Here is a 20,651-nt window from a genome sequence, read left to right on the forward strand (position 1 = left end):
ATAAATCAGATACTGGCAGCTACTTGGCCAACGCTCTTTGGGATAATCTGGAACATCGTACCGAAGCCTTTGCTTCAGGTATTCCTCACCAAGACCAGATCATGCAAATGAGAGATTGTACCAATCGACGTCATCCAGAAGTAAAACTTGTCGTAACTGACGACCTCTTACTTCCGGCCCCAAAGAGAGATCCAAGGGCCTTTGCCCACTCTGTTCTGACAGAGAAAGAAAAAGAAACAATGCGCACTACCCTCACCAGTAAACAGGCAGAAATTTCAATGACGGTACCAGAAGATCATCTTTCCTCGCTAGAGAATCTTCCTTCTTCTAAACCATAGAAAAAAACAGAACGAAGATCCCCTAAAGAAAGCTAAAGAACAGTCTTATTCCAGTTCTTCTCCAACCCCCTCAAGATCATCATCTTCGTAGCCTTCGGCCTCAAAACACGCGACAATTTCTAAGTGGCCACTCCAAACAAACTGATCAACAGGTGTTACTTCTTTCAACACATATCCGCTTTCGACAAGAATTTTTGCATCCCGGGCAAAGGTCGTTGGATTACACGAAACATAGATAATTGTGTTAATGTCAGATTGCGCAAGCTCGTAACATTGTTCTTTCGCACCGGTTCTTGGAGGGTCGAGAACAACACAATCTCCACCAAGTAATTCATCCGCGGTGACAGGATCTTTAACCAAATCACGACAATCGGTTGTTACTTTGTGTGCCGTATCATTACGTCTAGAGGCTGATGTTAGCGCAGCAATAGCACGTTCATCGCCTTCAATTGCGTGGACGTGAGCCCTTTTGGATAGAGGGAACGTAAAGGTTCCGCAGCCAGAAAACAAATCAGCAACAGTTTCAACGTCATCCGGCAAATAATCCAAAACCAGCTTGGTCAAAATATCTTGACCTTCTTGACTTGGTTGAAGGAAGGCCCCTTCTGGTGGCAGAACAGGCACATCACCAAACATCTGAATTGGTTGATCTCGAATAGCGACTGGCTCGGCTATTCCTTTAGGACGGCTCCAAGCAAATCGAGCTATATTGTTTGCATCAGAAAAAGCTGTGATAGCTTCTCGGCCAACCAGGGTTAAACTGGCATCTGTCGCAATCAAAATATCGAGCCCGGCTTTTGAATCAATAACCGTTATATCAGCTTTTGCTTGATCAGGCCCCAGCAGAACCTTCAGAAGCTCTCTCATTGGAGGAAGAATTTGACCAAGTGAAGATGTCAGGATCAAACAATCTTTAACATCTATTACTTTGTGGCTTTCGCGTTCATGAAAACCAAGATCAATCTTTTTACCCCGAGCTTCGGCAGCAAAAACTGCGCGCCGCCGTGTCCCCGCATCAATCTGAATCAGATCCGCGACTTCTCCCCCACTAAAGCCTTTACGCCTTAGCGCTTGAATAACGATATCTTTTTTCCATCGTTGATAATATTCAGGACTGGCGTGCTGCACTGTACACCCACCACAAGGTCCAAAATGTTGACAAGGAGGATCAACGTGATCTGCAACTTGTTCTTGCAGCTCTAAAATTTCGGCCTTCAAACCACCGGCACGTTCTCCAACTAGCTTCACAAGCAGGCGATCGCCAGGCAATGTCATGGGAACAAAGACGGGTTTTCCGTCATGATCACTGACACCATCACCACGCGCACCGAGTGTCTTGATCTCAATTTCGATCTGTTTTCCGCCGCCTCGGCGTGCCTTACGTCGCATATTCCTGACACCTAATATTTTATAATTGTACCAGCTTTTCTCTGGTAATTTTCCGCCAATCTAACAGTTTTTTCCAAAGCCGCAATCTCAAGGTCAGTCTTATTCGCTCAACCCTTAGAATAAATGTGAAGAAAACTCATCCCAAGCTTGCAAAAAAGTCCCTAGGTCATCATCTTACCCCCTAAGATATTTTTTATAACTTTTGGATCTTTTAGGTCATGTCATTTTTTCGATTTCTATTTAAAGGCATTGTAGGCCTTTTTGCTGCACTTGGTCTCCTTGTCATTTTAATCACGGTTCTTATTGGCGTCATGATTAACAATGCTGATGAACTCGGGAAAAAAGTCGACAATCAAAATCTGCCTTTAGAAATGATCCTGACCCTTGATCTCTCCCAAGGTATTTGGGAGGGACCATACAAGTCTTCATACTTGAGTAACTCTTTTCAACAACCCGGCATTCCTTTGCATGATGCTATCAATGCGCTTTACCGCGCGCAGGACGACGCTCGTGTCCAAGGCATACTGATACGTGCAGGAAGAGGCCCACTTGGTCTGGCACAGGCACAGGAATTACGTCAGGCAATCAAAGACTTTACAAAAACTGGAAAATGGAGCGCCTCTTTCGCAGAAACATTTGGTGAAGCAGGCCACGGAACTCTTCATTACTACTTAGCCAGTGCTGCAGAAAATGTTTGGATACAGCCATCCGGCGATCTTGATATTTCCGGCTTCAGTATGGAAAGTCCATATCTACGTCCTGTTCTTGATGAAATTGGTGTTCTTCCACAATTCAGTCAACGCCATGAATACAAGGGCGTGATGAACATGTTCACCAGCGATAAAATGCCCGAACCTGTACGTAAAAATACCCAGGGAGTTCTCGATTCAATCTTTGCCCAAATAGAAAAAGAAATTTCAATAAGCAGAGAAAAACCCGGTGAAATCGGTGCGTTGATGAACCGCTCTCCTTTAAGTGCTGTAGAAGCGATTGATACCGACCTTATTGACCGGGTTGGCTATTGGGATGAAGTCCGTAGCGAAGCTCTGGTTGGCGATAGAGAATTTGTGAGTATCGCTGATTATGCTTTTAGTACTGAACCAAAAATCCCCGAAAATGCTTCACGTATCGCCTTGATTTACGGTCAGGGCGAGATTCACCTTGGCGAAAGTAAAGGTGACCCCTTCTTTGGTGGCGGCATGTCAATGGGATCAGATACCATCGCACAAGCCATCGCTGATGCTATTGATGATCCATCAATCGAAGCAATACTTCTACGTATTGACAGTCCTGGTGGATCTTACGTGGCTTCTGATGTTATGTGGCGCGAAGTTGTTCGCGCCAAAGAGGTCGGTAAACCCGTTATTATTTCTATGGGTGAAGTCGCGGCTTCAGGCGGATATTTCGTCTCGGCTCCCGCACATAAAATTTTGGCCAATCCCGTTACCATCACAGGCTCTATTGGTGTTGCTGGCGGTAAAATGGTCTTAAGCGGACTATGGGATAAAGTTGGTGTTAACTGGGACGGCGTTAAAGCCGGCGATAATGCTGATCTCTATAGTGCCAACAAAGAGTTCACCAACGAAGGTTGGGCACGATTGCAAGGTTCTCTTGATCGTATTTATGAAGACTTTACCGTTAAGGTCGCGGAAGGACGGAGTAAAAGTCAGCCCGAAATACACGCCATAGCCAAAGGGCAAATCTGGAGCGGACTGCAAGCAAAAGAAAATGGTTTGATCGATGAACTTGGCGGTTTTAGGCAGGCTGTACAGGCTGCCCGTGATGCTGCGATGATCCATGATGATATCGCCCATGAACTGGTCGCCTTCCCAACTCCGCGTGATCCCATCGAAGAACTTCTGGAAAATGTGATGGGCGGACCAATGATCCTCAGTGATCCCGCAGTTCTACAGTCCATTAAGAGTCTGTTGAAGATAGCTTCACCGATGTTACAAGGAATTGAACAGGCAACCCAAGACCCGCGCGTCTCGGTTCTTAACTCTGGGATACAGCCCATAGGGAAGTAACGATCCCTTAAATTATATGATTTAAGATTTCTGGAAACCTTGTCACAGACTAAATCTGAGGCAAGGTTTTTTGATATAAGTTAAGAAGCCTCAGCTTTATTATTGAGCAGCTTGGATCTCTCTACCAGACGTTCGGTTGGAAAATTAACCGTGACTGAAGTCCCTTTACCAACTTCGCTATCAATAGAGAGGGTGCCCTGATTTCTCTCTGTGATTGCTTTCACAATACTAAGTCCCAACCCACTACGTTCTTCACCGCCGGATGACGATTTCCAGAAAGGATCAGTGATAAAAGGTAAATCTTCTTTTTTAATACCCACACCTGTATCAGAAAAGCGTATACTCAAACCGTGATAATCATCAAACAAAGCGGAAACTTCCACGCGACCATCCCGTGGCGTGAAATGAATGGCATTACTCAATAGGTTGACGACAATTTGCTTAAAGCCTTGAGCATTGGTCCTCAAATAAGGGATTTCCTCTTGTATTGAACTTTCAACGATAACCCCGCTATCGGTAGCCCGCAGTTCTAATGCACGAATACAGCCAAGAATTTCATCATTGATATCCAGCGCTTCATCCTGAATACCAGCTTCTGCAGATTCCAGTCGCGAAATTTGTTGAATGTCAGACACCATTGTCATCAAGCTAGAACCGGCCTCGAAAATGTAACCAAGATACTCCTCTCTCCGTTCATCATCGACTTTATAGTCTTTTTCTTTCATCAATATCTCAGAAAACCCAATGATTGCGTTCAAAGGTGTCCTTAACTCATGACTCATGTTCGCAAGAAAAGACGTCTTGGCTCGGTTAGCAATTTCCGCTGTTTCTTTAGCCTCGGTAAGAACCCGTTCATGTTGATCAATTGTAATCAGCATATTATTATAAGCTTCAACAGTTTGACCAAGCTCGTCATCGGAACGCCATTTAACAAGAACAGGTTTCTTTTGCGTGGCCATCTCTTCAATCGAGAGAGACAATAATCTGAGTGGGCGTCCAACGGCACGGTTAATCGCAACCGCAGCACCACCTCCAAGGGTTAACAAAATGAATAAAAAAATCAGGGCATCAAAAAAGACCCGTGTCCACACATCAATAAAAGCACGTCCTGTGGTATAACCAACCTCTAGATGCCCAAGTACTTCATCACTATCAAAAACCGTATACGTTAAGGGAATACGTATGAATTTCGTGTCTGTTAGATCAATGTTTTCCGTATCATGATCAGCCGCGGGAAGGAATTCTCCACCATTATCAGGCAAAATAATCCGTACCTGAACTAAGTCAGGATCTCTCATCAAGGTGTCAAGAACGAGTAAAACAGTACTTTCATCATAATCCCAAAGAGAGCGCGATAAAGGTACAGACACTTTGTTCGCAACATCCAAAGCACGTTGAGCAATCCGCTCTTCTTCGATTTGAAAATAACGAACTTCAAAAAACAAAAAAGGGATCAGCCCTGTTACAAGGACAGACAAAGTACAGATGATCAACAACTTCGTTCGGACAGATTTAAAGACCATTGTGATCTAATTACCCATCTAATTTCACAAAAATATTATTCAAACATCGATACTTTATAATCTCGTACATATATCATTCCCCTGCTAACCATCTAAGTATCACTCTATTATATCACTTTTCGGATATTTTCTTGAAGCTCTATACTTAGCATACACGGCCAAAGTAAAAGAGCAGCCCAACTGAGATACTATCTTATTATCCTTACACAATAAGATACCTTGAGTCGGTTAACAGGTCATAAACGAAAAATTACCAAGTAGTTACGGTTATTTGAAGTATGACAAAATTTAAGAATGTTAGATGAGTTATCCCGCTTAGTTTTACAGGAACTTTCTTGCCCCAATGAGAAACTCAATGTTTCCCTCTGGCCCTTTAATCGGGCTTTCAGTCACTCCTAGGACTGTCCAATCCGTTTCATGCGTAAGCCAACTCTCAATCCGATCACAAACCTCTTGATGAAGCTCGGGTTCACGGACAACTCCGCCCTTACCGACACGTCCTTTTCCAACCTCAAACTGCGGTTTGATTAAAGCAATCATTAAAGCTCCGGGCTCTGCTAATGCCATAGACGCAGGTAATATCGTCTCTAAACCAATAAAACTGGCATCACAAACAATCATCTCAATGGCATCAGGAATCTGTTCTCGTGTTAAATGCCGCGCATTTGTGCGCTCCAACACCACAACACGTTCATCTTTACGGATTTTCCAAGCCAGTTGACCGTGTCCGACATCGACTGCGTAAACCTTGCTCGCACCATTGGTCAAAAGGACATCGGTGAAACCTCCGGTAGAAGCTCCAACATCCATACATGTCAAATTAGTAGGATCAACATTGAAAGTCTTCAAACCCTTCTGAAGCTTAAGACCACCCCGGCTAACCCAGGGGTGATCTTCGCCTTTGACCGTTAAAGGTGCATCCTCCGCAAGAGGTTGACCTGGCTTATCGACACGCTTCGTATCGGTATAGACTTGCCCAGCCATGATTCGTGCTTGCGCCTTGGTTTTACTTTCAACCAAGCCACGATCAACAAGGAGTTGATCCGCACGTTTTTTGCCAATCTTTGCCACGTTAAATGCTCTTGTAATTAGTCAATCCGAAACGATCACGGAGTGTGAAACGTATAACAGAAACCACTGCCACAAATGCAAGCCCTGCTGCAAGCCCTAACCAAATCCCCTGGCCACCGCCGCCAAGGACAAATCCACCAACATAGGAAATTGGAAGGCCCAGTACCCAATAGCCAAATATTGCTAGAAACATTGGAACTTTTGTATCACTAAGCCCACGTAGGGCACCTGATGCAACAACCTGACATCCGTCAACAAGTTGAAAAAGTGCCGCAACGGCAAGATACGAAACAGCAAGCCCAAGAGTAACTTTATTTTCTGGAAGAGCTGGATCAAGGAAAAAAGAAACCAACGTTGTTGGAATGAACCAAAAAGCCAAACAGGTAAAGATCATAAAGCCAGTTCCCATGGCAATAGAAACCCAACCAGCTTTACGTATACCGTCATGGTTCTTTTTACCATACGCCAAACCAACCCGAATTGTAGCAGCCTGACTAATACCAAGAGGAACCATAAAGGCCAGGGCTGCACATTGAAGAGCAACAGCATGCGCGGCGAGTTCATTGGTACCCAACCACCCCATAAGAATAGCTGCAGCCGTAAATAAACCTGTCTCGGCAGTCAGAGTAAAGCCAATCGGAAGGCCGATACGAAAAATTTCCCGAAACCGTGACCAATCGGGTTTCCAAAACCTTACAAGAATAGCGTACCTTTTATATCGTCTGTGCATAAGGATATACGTCAAAATCAACACAAACATAATAGTATTCACAAACGTTGTACTAATACCTGCGCCAAGTAATTCCAACCTTGGGAATCCCCAATTACCAAACATAAGGGCATAGTTACCCAGCGCATTCACAATGATACCAGCAATCGTAATGTATAAAACTACCGATGTTTTCCCGTGCGAAGAAAGCAGGCACCGTAAAACAAGGAATAGAAAAGCAGGGAAGAAACTCCACACAGCAAACCGAATATAACCCTGGGCCTTCGATGCATTTTCTGATGTTTGGCCAAGGATCAGGAAAATAAATTCTGCATTCCAAATCAAAGCAACCAGTATCGTCGCAATGAACACTGCCGCCCAAAATCCCTGACGGGTTGTTCGCCGTACTGATTTAAAATCGAGCGCACCAATAGCTTGTGCCATCATGGGAGCCACGGCTGTAATCAAACCTATACCAAACAAAAGAAAAGGGCTCATAAGTGTTGTCGCAAGCGTACCTGCGGCAAGTGATTTGGGCCCAAGCCATCCCATCATAATAACATCTGTTGTATAGAGTGACATTTGCGCCAATTGAGCAATGACCAGCGGCCAAGAAAGTTTAAAACTAGCTTTCAGTTCATCGCCCCATAAAATCGAGGGCGACAAAAATTGATCAGGGGCCTCTAGAGCCCTGTCCGAAGACAGTCCGGTTGACATTAACTTGATTCCTAAATGAGAAATCTACCGACGCACGCAGCCTGTAAGGTTGTTCGTCGCCACCCGTATTTGGGGCCTAGGCAAATTTAAAAACTTGATCTTGAAATCACCCTAGCGGGTTGAACTAGAGTTGTATAGAGCTTTTTAAAAGTCTCTATCGTTGAAAAGGAACAGCAAGGATCAGTATGCCAAAATCGATTAAAACGACTAAATGAATTTAGGCAATCGACGATGAAGACGTCACAACTTCCTTACCAAGAGCAGACATTGCTTTATTAAATATTCCTTGGGCATCTAGGCCGGCCTGTTCCAACTGTTTGGCCGGAGTATCGTGATCGATAAATATATCTGGCATGCAAACCGGGCGAAATTTGAGCCCTTTATCGAACAGGCCTTCGTTCGCAAGTAAATTAGAAACCAAGGAAGAGAACCCGCCAATAGACCCCTCTTCTACAGTTAAGAACACATCATGGTTCTTAGCAAGCAAGCGAACGAGATCAGCATCCAAAGGCTTGGCAAATCTAGCATCTGCAACGGTCGTACTGAACCCATGTGCCGCTAGCTTATCTGCAGCTTTGAGGCAATCTTCCAACCGCGTACCAAGAGCGAGAATAGCAACGTGAGAGCCTTCACGAATGATACGACCTTTTCCAATCTCAAGGACGCTTCCCCGCTCTGGCAGTTCAATCCGTCCGGTTGATTCGCCTCTCGGAAAACGGATAGCACATGGTTGATCGTCGATCACAGCAGAAGTCGCCACCATGTTCATCAATTCAAGCTCATCAGAAGGCGCCATAATAATCATACCCGGGATACACCCAAGATAAGCAAGATCATAACTTCCCTGATGGGTCACGCCGTCAGCACCAACCATCCCGGCCCGATCAATAATAAAGCGAACAGGCAAGCTCTGGATCGCAACATCATGAATCACTTGATCATAAGCCCGCTGCAAAAAAGTAGAATAAATTGTTGCATACGGCTTATAGCCGTCACAGGCCATACCAGCACAAAAAGTCACGCCGTGTTGTTCTGCAATGCCCACATCAAACGTACGATCAGGGAACTCTTCTTCGAACAAATTAATTCCGGTTCCTGTTGGCATCGCGGCGGTCATAGCTACGATCTTGTCATCGTGTTTGGCTTCAGCAATCAAAGCTTTGGCAAAGACATTCTGATATAATGGCGCTTTAGGTGGTGTTTTTTGCTGCTTACCACTGACAACATCGAACTTAGAAACACCATGATATTTATCAGCAGCCTGTTCAGCCGGCTCGTAGCCTTTACCCTTTTGGGTCACGGCATGGATAAGAACAGGTCCATCAAATCCACAGTCACGAACATTCTTCAAAACAGGAAGAAGGTGCGAAAAGTCGTGTCCATCAACGGGGCCAATATAAAAGAAACCAAGTTCCTCAAACAATGTTCCACCCGTAAAAAATCCACGGGCATATTCTTCCGCGCGTTTGGCCGCTGTCTCAATACGTGGCGGAAATTTACTGATAATTTCCTTCGCCAAAAGGCGCATAGATTGATAAGGTTTGGCAGAAATCAAGCGAGACAGATAAGCGCTCAAAGCCCCAACAGGTGGGGCGATCGACATATCATTATCATTAAGAATAACAATCAATCTGGAATTCATGGCACCCGCGTTATTCATGGCTTCATAGGCCATGCCAGCCGTCATGGATCCATCCCCAATAACGGATATAACGTTATTGGTTTTCCCCGCGAGGTCCCGCGCAACAGCGTAGCCAAGTCCTGCCGAGATTGAGGTCGAACTATGTGCCGCCCCAAAGGGGTCGTAGATACTTTCCTTACGGGTCGTAAAGCCAGAAATTCCACCGCCTTGACGGATTGTACTTAACTGTTCCCGACGTTCTGTAAGAATTTTATGAGGATAGCATTGATGTCCTACATCCCAGATAAGCTTGTCATCCGGCGTGTTAAAGACGTGATGAATAGCAACAGTCAGCTCAACAACACCCAATCCAGCACCAAGATGACCACCGGTCTGGGACACGGCATTGATCATATCCAGACGAACTTCTTCTGCCAACTGAGGCAATTGGCTTTCGTCTAATGTACGTAGGTCTGCAGGATTTTTTACTGTGTCCAGCAGAGGGGTCTGGCGATTATGGCCGTACTGACTCACCCGTCTCTCCATCAACTTTATCTCTCACATACCTTCTGCAAGGCATATGAATTTTTTTAGATCCCTCGACAACCAGTTATAAATTATACTCCTGGTCGGCTTAATAAATCCACATTAACTTTAAAGCGACTTGCTAAAGTAACCTTAAACAGGGCCGCAATTAACTTAGGACCTACGTTCTAATACAAATGTGGCAGTGTCGCGAAGTAACTGCGCCTTTCCTGCGAAAATATCAAGTCTAGATTTAGCCAAGTGCACTAATTCCTCAGCCCTTTCTCGCGCAACTTGCAAACCAAGCTGCCCAACAAAAGTTGCCTTTCCAGCGTCAGAATCAACGCCTGTTGGCTTTCCTGTTTCTTCTGGTGTCGCCTCATGATCCAATAAATCATCGACAATTTGAAAAGCCAGACCAATATCCTCAGCAAAGAGACTCAAAGCTTTATATTCCTCGTCTCCCGCTTTCCCCAAAATCGCCCCGGCCTGGCAAGCAAAACGGATGAGCGCTCCCGTTTTCATAGCCTGAAGGCGGGTAATCCCATTGAGGTCTAATTCTGCACGGCTTGGCGACAAGTCAATCATTTGCCCCCCCACCATTCCTGCCGCGCCAGAAGCCGTCGCTAATCCGGCTATTAATTTAAGACGCACTTCGGCATCGGGATGGCTTTTACTATCAGCCAAAACGCCAAAAGCCTCGGTCAAAAGGCCATCTCCAGCCAAGATCGCCGTGGCATCGTCCCATTTTTTATGAACGGTCAGACGACCACGTCTTAAATCGCTATCATCCATTGCCGGAAGGTCGTCATGAACAAGACTATAACAATGGACCATTTCCAAAGCAGCCGCGACCTCAAGAGCGTAGGTTTCCTCGACATCAAAAAGGGCCGCAGTTTCCATAACCAAAAAAGGTCGTAACCGTTTCCCACCGCCCAAGGCACTATAACGCATGGCCTCGACAACCTCCCCTTCGGGGGTCGATATCAGGGGCAGCAAGGCATCAAGCCGAGCTTGAACAGCAGTAGCGCGTATAACGAGGGCTGATTTAACGTCCTGCATAAGAAGACAACTCCGTTAGCAGGCTTTATTAAGCCACATCGAAAGGTTCTGTGCGGGGCTCGCCATCGGGACCAATGGTAATTTTTTCAATTTTTTCCTGAGCTTCCCGAAGTTTTGATTCGCAATGGGCCTTTAATTTAGCACCGCGATCATACGCATCAATTGCTTCATCAAGCTTGCCTTCACCCTGTTCCAAACGTTCAACAATCATTTTGAGTTCGGCGAGTGCTGCTTCAAAGCTCATAGCCTGAATGGCAGCCGCATTATCAACTGCTTTTGAATTTTCCGTCATGGAGAACCTCGAGAATTTATGTCAGCCGCACTCTACGTCTTCAAAGTAAGCCAGACAAGGATTTGTCCCAGAAAATACTTACCCAAAATACTTAAACTGGGAAATCCCGACATATTCAAACCGTCACTTTTGAATATATTTAATCAGCGGCATTCATCATTGCCATCACATGCAAAGATACCGAACGTGCCAAAGATTCCACATTATACCCCCCTTCTAAGATAGAAACGAGACGTCCTTCACAAAGCTCCTCAGCCAACTCAACAATCCGTTTGCTCACCCAGCCAAAGTCCTCATCTTCCAGATTGATAGAGGCCAACGGATCTTCTCGGTGTGCATCAAAGCCTGCCGAAACAATGATCATTTCAGGAGCAAAATTTCTCACCGCAGGAAAAACCCTATCTTCCATGGCTTTGCGAAATTCATATGATCCTGCCCCAGACGGCAGTGGTGTGTTCAAAACATTTCCCGCAACACCAATCTCCCCCAGACTTCCTGTACCTGGGAACAACGGCGATTCATGGGTCGAAGCATAAAACATATCTGGATCGTCCCATAAAATATCCTGAGTTCCGTTGCCGTGATGAACGTCAAAATCTATCACTGCAATCTTTTGCAAACCATGTTCATGTCGAGCCTGATAGGCTCCTATGGCAGGATTACAGAATAGACAAAACCCCATCACACGGTTTCGTTCAGCGTGATGGCCCGGTGGACGGCTCAGACAAAAGGCATTATCAACTTCTTTATTTATAACCGCATCCACTGCAGCACAGATTCCTCCAGCAGCCCGTAAAGCGGCTTCGCCAGAATCTTTACAAACAACCGTATCGCCATCAATAGCAACGTAGCCTGTATCAGGAATGGCGCGAAATACATCTTTTATATGTTCTGCGGTATGCGCCCAGTGAAGTTTTTTCTTATCTATTAAAGGAGAAATCCTGCGATCTAATCCATCGAAATCTGGCTCCGCAAGCGCCCTGAGAATTGCTTCGATGCGTTGGGGAGACTCAGGATGGTGCAACCCAGGGTCATGCAATTGACTGACAGGGTGACTGAACAAGGCTGTAGCCATCTATACCCTCCTGATAAAATCCATTTTCTAGAGTTCGGTTTTACTAAAAAAATAATTGTGACACTAATTACACAAACTGCCGACGGATTTTTTCATTTATTTCGTTTAATATTCATAACAGTATCAATCAAATCAAAAAATAACATAATGTTTTAATATCTGGAGTTAGCCTTTACAGATTACCATCCTCTCTACTAAAGTACAAAAAGAGAACGGCGTTGCTGAGGGCAACCAAACCGTCAATCTCCCTATGAAGCCACTGATTGTTTAAGGCCCTGTCTTGGCCATCAGAACCAAACCACCATAAAATGCCAAGCTCTGCTTGAGCATCATCTTAGGAGGCCGGGTTGCGCCAGCTGCTAACAACTTCAAATCTTCTGATGGCGTTTTGCCTGACGACCTTTTCAATCGCGATCCCAATTACAGCGTCGGCCCAAAAAGCTTCTCTGGTTCAAGTTGATGAAGTTCGCACAGAAACAATGGACCAGACAGTCCCCGTTATAGGACGTCTGGTTGCACGCCAAAGTGGCAAGGTATCCGCACGTATTGCAGGACCCGTGGAGGAGGTTTTGGTTGAAGTTGGCGACAACGTCACAACTGGCCAGGTAATTGCGCGTCTCAATTCTGCAACACTTCGTGCTGACCGTGATCTTGCGACAAGTGAAGTACAGGCTTCCAGTAGTAGATTAAGCACTTTTCAAGCTCGGCTCGTTCTGGCAGATCAAGAACTTAAAAGATTTGAAAAATTAAAAAAATCTGCTGCATTCAACAAATCAAAATATGAAGATTCCATACAAAACAGTGTTATAGCCAAGGCCGAAGTTTCCCAAGCTCGCGCTGATATTAATACTGCAAAAGCCAAACTACGTAGGGCAGAAATTAATCTCGCTTACACAGAGATTAAAGCTCCCTATAATGCTGTCGTTATTTCAAAAGAAACCGAGGCAGGATCTTATGTTCAAGCAGGTGATCCCGTGGCTGATTTGCTATCTCGGGACAGTTTAGAAATCGAAGTTGATGTCCCTGCTCGCCGCCTTAAAGCCATAAAAGCTGGTATGGAATTTTCCCTTAGTCTAGAAGATGGCACACCCTTATTGGCAACCATCAGAGCAATTTTACCGCGCGAAAATCCTTTAACGAGAACCCGCCCAGTCAGATTAAGCGCACAACTCCCCAATCCTGAAACACTCGCAGACAATCAGAGCATAACCTTACGGGTTCCAGCCGGAGCCAAACGTGATGTTGCCACCGTACATAAGGACGCAGTCATTCAAAGTGCCAACGGTCCTATGGTTTTTCTTAACGCAGAAGGGCACGCTCAGCCACGGCCTATCCAATTGGGACAACAAATTGGAAACCGGATTGAAGTAATCTATGGCCTCCAAGTGGGGGACCAAGTCGTAACCAGAGGAAACGAACGGCTCTTCCCGGGCATACCACTTCTAATAAATGAAGCCGGGCAAACAAAGCCTAACCCGACAAAGGAAGAATCTGACGACCAAACATCAAGCGAGTCAGATAAGACGAAAAGCGAGGAGGCCTCGTAATGAACCTTATTAAGATATCCATCGAACGGCCAATCGCGGTAATTTCTGCTGTGATTATGATCGTGCTATTTGGTGCTGTTGCGCTTCAGGTTATTCCAATCCAACTGACACCCGATGTAAATCGTCCTGTTATAACCATTCGCACAAACTGGGCCGGTGCAGCTCCTGCAGAGGTCGAACGCCAGATTATTACCCAGCAAGAAGATAAGTTGAAGGGTTTGGAAAACCTTCATAGCATGGTTAGTAATTCGGCCTACGGCTCCGGTAGGGTTACACTGGAATTCAATGTCGGTACAGATATGGGTAAAGCCCTGCTTCTAACTGCAAACAGATTGGACCGTGTCAACGGATACCCTGCTGAAGCTGACGAACCAACACTGGATACAGCTGGCGCAGAAGATAATCCCATCGCTTGGTTTATCCTCACTCGCGAAGAAGGTAACACGACCCCAATTTATCACTATGGTGATTTTGTTGAAGATATTGTCAAAGATCGTCTGGAACGCGTTCCTGGGATAAGTGGCGTTAACATTTACGGTGGTAGTGAACGCGAGATCGAGATTGTTGTTCTTCCTGAATTGCTTGCGCGTTACGGTCTAACCGCAAGCTCGGTGGTTTCTACTTTACGCGCGGCTAGCTCCTCAATCTCCGCCGGCGATGTTGACGAAGGAAAACGACGTTACATTGTTAGAACCGAAGGTGATCTTAATACTGTTGAAGCGGTCAAACAGGTCGTTCTTCGCAGTTACCAGGATTCTCTTACAGGTAGCGTAGCACGGGTAACCGTCGGGGATATCGCCAGAGTTAACTTTAACTACAAAGATCCAAGCTCTAACATTAGAATGCTTGGCAATGCTGCCTTGGCTTTTAATGCGACCCGGGAAACGGGTGCAAACGTTATCGAAACCATGGATGGTATCTACCAGGCCATTGACGATCTTAACGCAAAAGCTGTTCCCAATGCCGGTTTGAAGCTCGAACAAGTTTATGATGAAACCGTCTATATCAGCTCTGCAATTGAACTGGTCAGACAGAATATATGGTTCGGTGGTGTCCTCGCGGCAATTATCCTCTTGATCTTTCTGCGCTCAGTTAGGGCCACACTCATTATTTCCATGGCTATTCCGGTTTCAGTAATTGGATCCTTTGTTGCTATGGCTGTATTAGGACGGTCCATCAACGTAATATCTTTAGCTGGCTTAGCCTTCGCTGTCGGTATGGTTGTGGATGCCGCAATTGTTGTGCTCGAAAACATCTTCCGGCTTAAAGAAGAAGGTAAGTCCCCTGCTGTTGCCGCCTATGAGGGAGCACAGCAAGTTTGGGGCGCGATCCTTGTCTCAGCGCTCACCACCGTCATGGTCTTCATTCCAATTTTAGTGATGGAACTCGAAGTAGGGCAACTCTTCCGTGATATCGCCGTTGCGATCTCTGTTTCCGTTACACTCTCACTTGTTGTTTCTATCACTGTAATTCCTGCACTCTCTCGTCGCTTTTTAAGAGACCACGACACTGATGGAAGTGATACGGTCAAACGTCTTCATCTTCCTGGTATTGACCAGTTCGGTAGAGGCTTTGTTAATTTTGTTATGGCCTTTCAGACCATCGTCGTGAAAAAGAAAATTATGGCCATTGGACTGGTTGGTGCGATTACCGTCATTGCTTCGCTTGGCACATGGAAATTTTTACCAAAACTTGAATACCTGCCAGAAGGCAACCGAAACCTCGTCTTTGGTGTCATCATCCCTCCTCCAGGATATAATCTCGATACCATGACCTCCATTGCCATTGAAGTTGAGAACTCCATTCGCAGTTTATGGGCCTCTGAAACAGGTCCGGAGTCTGAAGAAGGTGAACCAGTCAAAATGGAGCGGTTCTTCTTTGTTGCCACCAGATCAAATACTTTCTTAGGCGCTGTTGCCGTTGACGGACAAAGAGTAGCCGAGCTTATTCCTGTGCTGCAGGAACCCGTTTTCAAAGAACCTGGCACTTTTGGGTTTATCAACCAGCCCTCTCTCTTTGGTCGTGGCATTGGTGGGGGAAGGAAAATCGACCTCGACATCTCCGGTTCCGACTTAAATGAAATTCTGGCTATTGCTGGTCAAGCCACAGGAAAGATGCTTGCTGTCTTTCCAACCAGTGAAGGTAACCAGTTCAGACCACGTCCGGGTCTGGAGCTTGGCGCACCGGAAGTCCGTATACTACCCGATAGAATTAGATTGGCAGATAACGGTGTATCCGTTAACGAGTTTGGAACTGCAATTGATGTGTTTAATGACGGTCTTCGTGTTGAAGAAATCACGATCGGTAACAAACGATTAGATTTGACTCTTAAAGGACCCACGGATGGAATCACGCAGACGCAAGGCATTGCAAATCTGCCTGTGGTTACGTCAGATGGCACAATTCTTCCAGCTTCCAGTCTCGCTGAAATCATCCTGACGTCGGGACCAACAGAGATTCGACATCGCGAACGCCTACGTACGATTACACTGGAACTCAGGCCATCTGCGGGTGTTCCTCTGGAACAAGCTCTGGATACGCTTCACGCTGAAATCATCGCACCACTTGAAGCAGCCGGACTCCCCAGTGATGTAAAGATAAGCCTGAGTGGTACGGCAGATAATCTTGCACAAACTTGGGATGCCATGGTGGTCAATCTGCTTTTGGCAATCGTGATTGTCTATCTCGTAATGGCGGTATTGTTTGAAAGTTTCCTCTACCCCTTAATCATCCTACTGGCGGTACCTTTGGCAACAGCAGGCGGGGTCGCAGGTCTCGTGTTCCTCAACCTTGTCACTTTCCAACCTCTGGATATGCTCACCCTGCTTGGCTTTGTTATTCTGGTCGGGATTGTTGTCAACAATGCCATACTTGTGGTTCACCAAACCTTGCATCACTTGCGGGTGGAAAACATGCCTGCACAGGCTGCGATATTGGAAGCCACGCGAAATCGTATTCGGCCTATTTTCATGTCCACACTTACTTCTGTGGTTGGCATGATGCCATTGGTTCTTGTCCCTGGTGCAGGTTCTGAGCTCTATCGTGGTTTGGGCTCAGTTGTCATCGGTGGGCTTTCCCTTTCAGCTGTACTCACATTGCTCATTATCCCCCCGATGCTTTCCTTGATGGAAAAAACTCTGGAGATTGATCGCAAGCATAATCAGACGCTTAAAGCCCGCCCTGGTTTGGCTAATGCTGCAGAGTAACTTAGGGAATACATAACCTGACAATAAAAAGAAGCCTTTGGTTCCCAAAGGCTTCTTTTTATAGGCGCAACATTAACTTAATAATTTATCGGCGACCGAGAATAGATGACGACAAAACTCTATGCCCCTATCAACACACTAAAGCCCGTTGGTGAAAATATATGGATCGTGGATGGTCCCCATGTTTCCTTTTACGGTATTCCCTTTCCAACAAGAATGACCTTGATCCGTTTAGCCAATGGAGATCTTTGGGTACACTCCCCCACAGCCCCACTCCCTAATCTTTTGAACGAAATCGATCAATTGGGAGGAGTTAAGCATCTCATCGCCCCCAACAACATTCACTATCTCTCTGTAGGGAGCTGGAAAGAACATTATCCAAACGCGCAAGTCTGGGCCGCCCCAGATGTTTTAAAGAGAGCTTCAGAATATAAGATAAACTTTCCCGTAGCTCAGGAATTAAATGATACGGCGCCTGCCGATTGGAAAAATGAAATTAATCAGGTTTATGTACGTGGAAATAAATTTCTGCATGAAATCGACTTTTTTCATAAGCCAACCAAAACCTTGATTCTTACAGATCTTATTGAAAATTTTGAAGCAAAAAAATTACCTTGGTATTTTACCTTACTTTGTAAATTGGCAGGAAATCTTGACCCCGACGGGAAAGCGCCGATCGACATGCGGATGGCTTTTTCCAGCGGACGTTCTCATGCAAAAAGAGCCATTGAACGTATGATTTCCTGGGCTCCAGAGAAAGTAATAATTTCTCACGGCAGATGGTACGACAGTAATGGAACAGCGGAGCTCAAGCGTGCCTTTCGCTGGTTGCTGACTTAACTTTTCTTGATTAATAAAACCAGCACGTCATCTTCACGCTCTTGAGATGAAACCAGCTCATGCCCAGTGGTTTCACAAAAATTCTTAAAATCCATCAGCGCACTTGGGTCTGTGGCGTGAATTTCCAACACATCCCCAGATACCAGAGGCTTCATCGCCTTTCGGGCGCGCAATACCGGAATAGGACACTTTAACCCCGTAGCATCGAGTAGATGTTCCGCCATATCTAAACCTCTTTAGCCTTAAATGTAAAACCGTAAGCCGCAACCAGTAACCAACCCAGAATATAAAGGCTGCCACCAATCGGGATATAAGGCCCCCCGAGAGAGACATCAAACAAGGCTTTCATAAATAAGCCTCCCGTGAAGAATATCAAGCCAAGAGAAAAGCATAAGCTCGCGCCAAATTTAGCACGCGAGCATCCATTACCGACCTGCGCCAACGCAATTAGCCCGATGAGCGCGAGAACGTGGACAAATCCGTAAGAACTCCCCGTTTGCGCCCACAAAACTCTGGCTTCATCTCCGTTAAAACCATGTGCACTATAAGCGCCAACTGCAACAGATACTGCCCCCCAAAGGGCGGCAAAAATAATCCAAAATTTATTCATTTAATTCAAATATCCGTATTACTTATTTCTCTTATCGACCTGAGTACAGGAACGGACCAGAGGTACCATGGAAGCAAAAACAAAGAACATTACGTACCAACGATTTTGCCAGATGCCATACCCCAACAAAGCGATAATGAAGGTCGACACCACCATTGCCTGAATAGCTGCATCTTCGCCCAAACCGTTTCTTTTTAAATAGCCAAATAAGTTCCAGATTATCAATGACACCAAAACAGCACCTATCCCGCCAAGCTCTAACCAAACCTGAAGAGAGAAATTGTGTGGATGCAGAGAGATTATCCGCCCACCAAGGGCTCTCTCCTTATCGTTTCCATCAACATGAACATAATTTTCCACCCCCTTATTAGGATAATCTCTAGCCGCATCAAAGCCCCATCCCACAATAGGATTTTCAAAAATTTGCGTCCCCACAAACTCCCAGATAAAAAACCTATGCTTTGCTGAAAAAGGAATAGATTGAGAAGATTCTGGTCCATGTAACGGGGCCGCAAATTTAGCAACCAACGGCATAACAAGAACAGAAGCGACGAGTAATACCGGGAGAAGCTTAAACCCAAACCTCGGCATGGCAAAAAACAATAAATACCAGATTGATCCCAATAGAACCGCAAACAACGTGCTCTCGCTTGGGGCAAAAAATAAGACCACCAAAGGTACAACGGGAAGCAATAACTTTAAGAACAACGAAAGCCGTGTCCCATAAATGGAAAACAAGGCCCAAGCTGTAATCCCCAAAAATGTTGCACCACGATTAAAACGCGAAAGGTTCATGCCATAATCAAGTGATTTTCCCTTTATGAGTTTCGTAATTGGCGCACTTAGAGTTGATTCAACCAGCAAAAAAAGTGCCGCCAAAACACATCCAATCAACAGCGCTTTGGCCAAAGCTCTATGCGTGTGCACAGACTGGGATTCAACCGAAGAAATAAGTAATAATCCGCAAAGAGTTAAAGCAAATAACCGCAAATCCAGCTTTAAAGCGTTCAGCGGGTTAATTGTCCAGAAGGTAGAGATCGTTATCCATCCAAAAACCGCGACTAATAATCCAAGTTGCAATTTGCTGAACTTGGGCATTTTTTTATCTTTAAAATAGGTGATAACAGCTGTTGCAACACCAACGAAAGCAACAACAGGCACCAAAGCGTTTGAGCTGAAAACACTGATCGTGGGAACGGCGAAAAAAAACAGTCGCAATAAATGACTATTCATAAAATCTACACTTAAAAATGAACAAAAATTGTCTTGGGAATATCTATAAACCGCTTTCTCAAAACTGTACAGTACAGGGAACTGCCCTTTAATCTCATTCTCCAATACCAGCTTCATAATGACGCATTTGGCACATTATTATTTTACAAATAGGTTATAACTTTTACTTAAATAATAGCCTTCTTGTTAACGTCTACTCTTGCTCTTTAGAAATTATAATCATGACGATTTTTGCCCAACACCTTTTAACAACCCCGAATTCTCTTGCCAAAGCAATGGAACGCCTTCCACTTGAGGGGGCCGCGGCTTTTCCACTGGTCGATGAGGCAGGCTGCGAAAAGATGCTCCAGGCGACAGAAAATCTCACATTTAGAAACGGTACACCCGTGGTTGGATCTCCTGGGAATGAAGTTCGGCAAGATTTTAGCATTTGTATGAATTTCGATGGACACTCAGCCCTAAATGATTATCAAATCGCTTTTGAGCAACAACTGAACGCTGCTTTTAAGTTGATGACGCCTCAACCTTATAAAACACCTTTTGCCTTTAATGATACAGCAGCCCTTCGTTATGACGAAGGTTCAATGGGGATCTCACCGCACCGCGATCTTATCTGCTTTGAAGCTGTAATCGCGATATTAACACTTGCAGGTGAAGCCGGATTTTATATTTGTGATGATCGAAACAAAACCAATGCGACCCGCATGACAGCAAAAGCAGGTGTTATGATATTAATGCGTGGCAAAAATTTTGCCCGGATAGAAGAGCGCCCATTTCATTTTGTCGAAGGCGTGACCAAAGAACGCGTAGGCTATGGTCTCAGATACAACGTCAAAGAACCCGAAATGAAAGCGCAATAATTCAAA

The 20,651-nt window shown here is 45.3% G+C and carries 17 protein-coding genes; 6 read left to right on the forward strand and 11 right to left on the reverse strand.

Going from position 1 to position 20,651, the window contains the following annotated elements; genetic code table 11:
- Window positions 1-23: 23 nt before the first annotated feature.
- The gene (locus tag ACFSKO_RS11725; protein WP_380251724.1) at window positions 24-338 is read left to right on the forward strand and encodes a hypothetical protein; all 315 of its coding nucleotides are present in this window, start codon (window positions 24-26) and stop codon (window positions 336-338) included.
- Window positions 339-383: 45 nt separating this feature from the next.
- Here the strand turns inward: ACFSKO_RS11725 and rlmD are convergent, their stop codons facing one another.
- Entirely contained in the window at window positions 384-1,727 is a 1,344-nt protein-coding gene (rlmD, locus tag ACFSKO_RS11730; RefSeq protein ID WP_380251726.1) for a 23S rRNA (uracil(1939)-C(5))-methyltransferase RlmD, read from the reverse strand.
- A 218-nt stretch (window positions 1,728-1,945) separates the two neighbouring features.
- On the opposite strand from rlmD, the gene sppA reads away from it, so the two are divergent.
- The gene (gene sppA / locus ACFSKO_RS11735) at window positions 1,946-3,754 is read left to right on the forward strand and encodes a signal peptide peptidase SppA (RefSeq protein WP_380251728.1); all 1,809 of its coding nucleotides are present in this window, start codon (window positions 1,946-1,948) and stop codon (window positions 3,752-3,754) included.
- Window positions 3,755-3,834: 80 nt separating this feature from the next.
- Here the strand turns inward: sppA and ACFSKO_RS11740 are convergent, their stop codons facing one another.
- The 7 genes from ACFSKO_RS11740 to ACFSKO_RS11770 form a co-directional block, all read right to left on the reverse strand.
- Entirely contained in the window at window positions 3,835-5,277 is a 1,443-nt protein-coding gene (locus ACFSKO_RS11740; protein ID WP_380251731.1) for a HAMP domain-containing sensor histidine kinase, read from the reverse strand.
- A 321-nt stretch (window positions 5,278-5,598) separates the two neighbouring features.
- Complete coding sequence (locus ACFSKO_RS11745) at window positions 5,599-6,339, reverse strand: TlyA family RNA methyltransferase (protein WP_380252269.1); 741 nt, start codon at window positions 6,337-6,339, stop codon at window positions 5,599-5,601.
- A gap of 10 nt (window positions 6,340-6,349) precedes the next feature.
- Window positions 6,350-7,774: an MATE family efflux transporter gene (locus ACFSKO_RS11750; protein ID WP_380251733.1), complete on the reverse strand. Its 1,425-nt coding sequence runs from the start codon at window positions 7,772-7,774 to the stop codon at window positions 6,350-6,352.
- Window positions 7,775-7,991: 217 nt separating this feature from the next.
- Window positions 7,992-9,929, reverse strand: coding sequence for a 1-deoxy-D-xylulose-5-phosphate synthase (gene dxs / locus ACFSKO_RS11755; RefSeq protein WP_380251735.1), 1,938 nt, complete (start codon window positions 9,927-9,929; stop codon window positions 7,992-7,994).
- Between the two features lie 165 nt (window positions 9,930-10,094).
- Complete coding sequence (locus ACFSKO_RS11760) at window positions 10,095-10,982, reverse strand: polyprenyl synthetase family protein (RefSeq protein ID WP_380251737.1); 888 nt, start codon at window positions 10,980-10,982, stop codon at window positions 10,095-10,097.
- 28 nt (window positions 10,983-11,010) lie between these two features.
- Window positions 11,011-11,274 (reverse strand): exodeoxyribonuclease VII small subunit, encoded by a 264-nt coding sequence (locus ACFSKO_RS11765; protein WP_380251739.1) that lies wholly within the window; start codon window positions 11,272-11,274, stop codon window positions 11,011-11,013.
- Between the two features lie 139 nt (window positions 11,275-11,413).
- The gene (locus ACFSKO_RS11770; RefSeq protein WP_380251741.1) at window positions 11,414-12,349 is read right to left on the reverse strand and encodes a histone deacetylase family protein; all 936 of its coding nucleotides are present in this window, start codon (window positions 12,347-12,349) and stop codon (window positions 11,414-11,416) included.
- Window positions 12,350-12,696: 347 nt separating this feature from the next.
- Between ACFSKO_RS11770 and ACFSKO_RS11775 the strand changes: the two genes are divergently transcribed.
- The 3 genes from ACFSKO_RS11775 (at window position 12,697) to ACFSKO_RS11785 (ending at window position 17,942) form a co-directional block, all read left to right on the forward strand.
- Window positions 12,697-13,896 (forward strand): efflux RND transporter periplasmic adaptor subunit, encoded by a 1,200-nt coding sequence (locus tag ACFSKO_RS11775; RefSeq protein ID WP_380251743.1) that lies wholly within the window; start codon window positions 12,697-12,699, stop codon window positions 13,894-13,896.
- Window positions 13,896-17,102 (forward strand): efflux RND transporter permease subunit, encoded by a 3,207-nt coding sequence (locus ACFSKO_RS11780; protein WP_380251745.1) that lies wholly within the window; start codon window positions 13,896-13,898, stop codon window positions 17,100-17,102. Before ACFSKO_RS11775 ends, ACFSKO_RS11780 begins: the two co-directional genes overlap by 1 nt.
- A 105-nt stretch (window positions 17,103-17,207) precedes the next feature.
- Window positions 17,208-17,942 carry a DUF4336 domain-containing protein gene (locus ACFSKO_RS11785; RefSeq protein WP_380251747.1) on the forward strand — a complete coding sequence of 245 codons (735 nt, stop codon included), beginning with the start codon at window positions 17,208-17,210 and terminating at the stop codon, window positions 17,940-17,942.
- Here the strand turns inward: ACFSKO_RS11785 and ACFSKO_RS11790 are convergent.
- Genes ACFSKO_RS11790 through ACFSKO_RS11800 form a run of 3 tightly spaced genes read right to left on the reverse strand, consistent with a single transcriptional unit; the run spans window position 17,939 to window position 19,785 of the window.
- Window positions 17,939-18,166 (reverse strand): sulfurtransferase TusA family protein, encoded by a 228-nt coding sequence (locus ACFSKO_RS11790; RefSeq protein ID WP_380251749.1) that lies wholly within the window; start codon window positions 18,164-18,166, stop codon window positions 17,939-17,941. The two genes, ACFSKO_RS11785 and ACFSKO_RS11790, sit on opposite strands and share 4 nt — an antisense overlap.
- A gap of 2 nt (window positions 18,167-18,168) precedes the next feature.
- Complete coding sequence (locus tag ACFSKO_RS11795; protein ID WP_380251751.1) at window positions 18,169-18,552, reverse strand: DUF423 domain-containing protein; 384 nt, start codon at window positions 18,550-18,552, stop codon at window positions 18,169-18,171.
- Window positions 18,553-18,570: 18 nt separating this feature from the next.
- Window positions 18,571-19,785, reverse strand: coding sequence for an O-antigen ligase family protein (locus tag ACFSKO_RS11800; RefSeq protein WP_380251753.1), 1,215 nt, complete (start codon window positions 19,783-19,785; stop codon window positions 18,571-18,573).
- Window positions 19,786-20,006: 221 nt separating this feature from the next.
- On the opposite strand from ACFSKO_RS11800, the gene ACFSKO_RS11805 reads away from it, so the two are divergent.
- Window positions 20,007-20,645, forward strand: coding sequence for a hypothetical protein (locus ACFSKO_RS11805; protein WP_380251755.1), 639 nt, complete (start codon window positions 20,007-20,009; stop codon window positions 20,643-20,645).
- Window positions 20,646-20,651: the final 6 nt, after the last annotated feature.

Source organism: Kiloniella antarctica (assembly GCF_042682825.1).
In the GTDB taxonomy this organism is placed as follows: domain Bacteria; phylum Pseudomonadota; class Alphaproteobacteria; order Kiloniellales; family Kiloniellaceae; genus Kiloniella; species Kiloniella antarctica.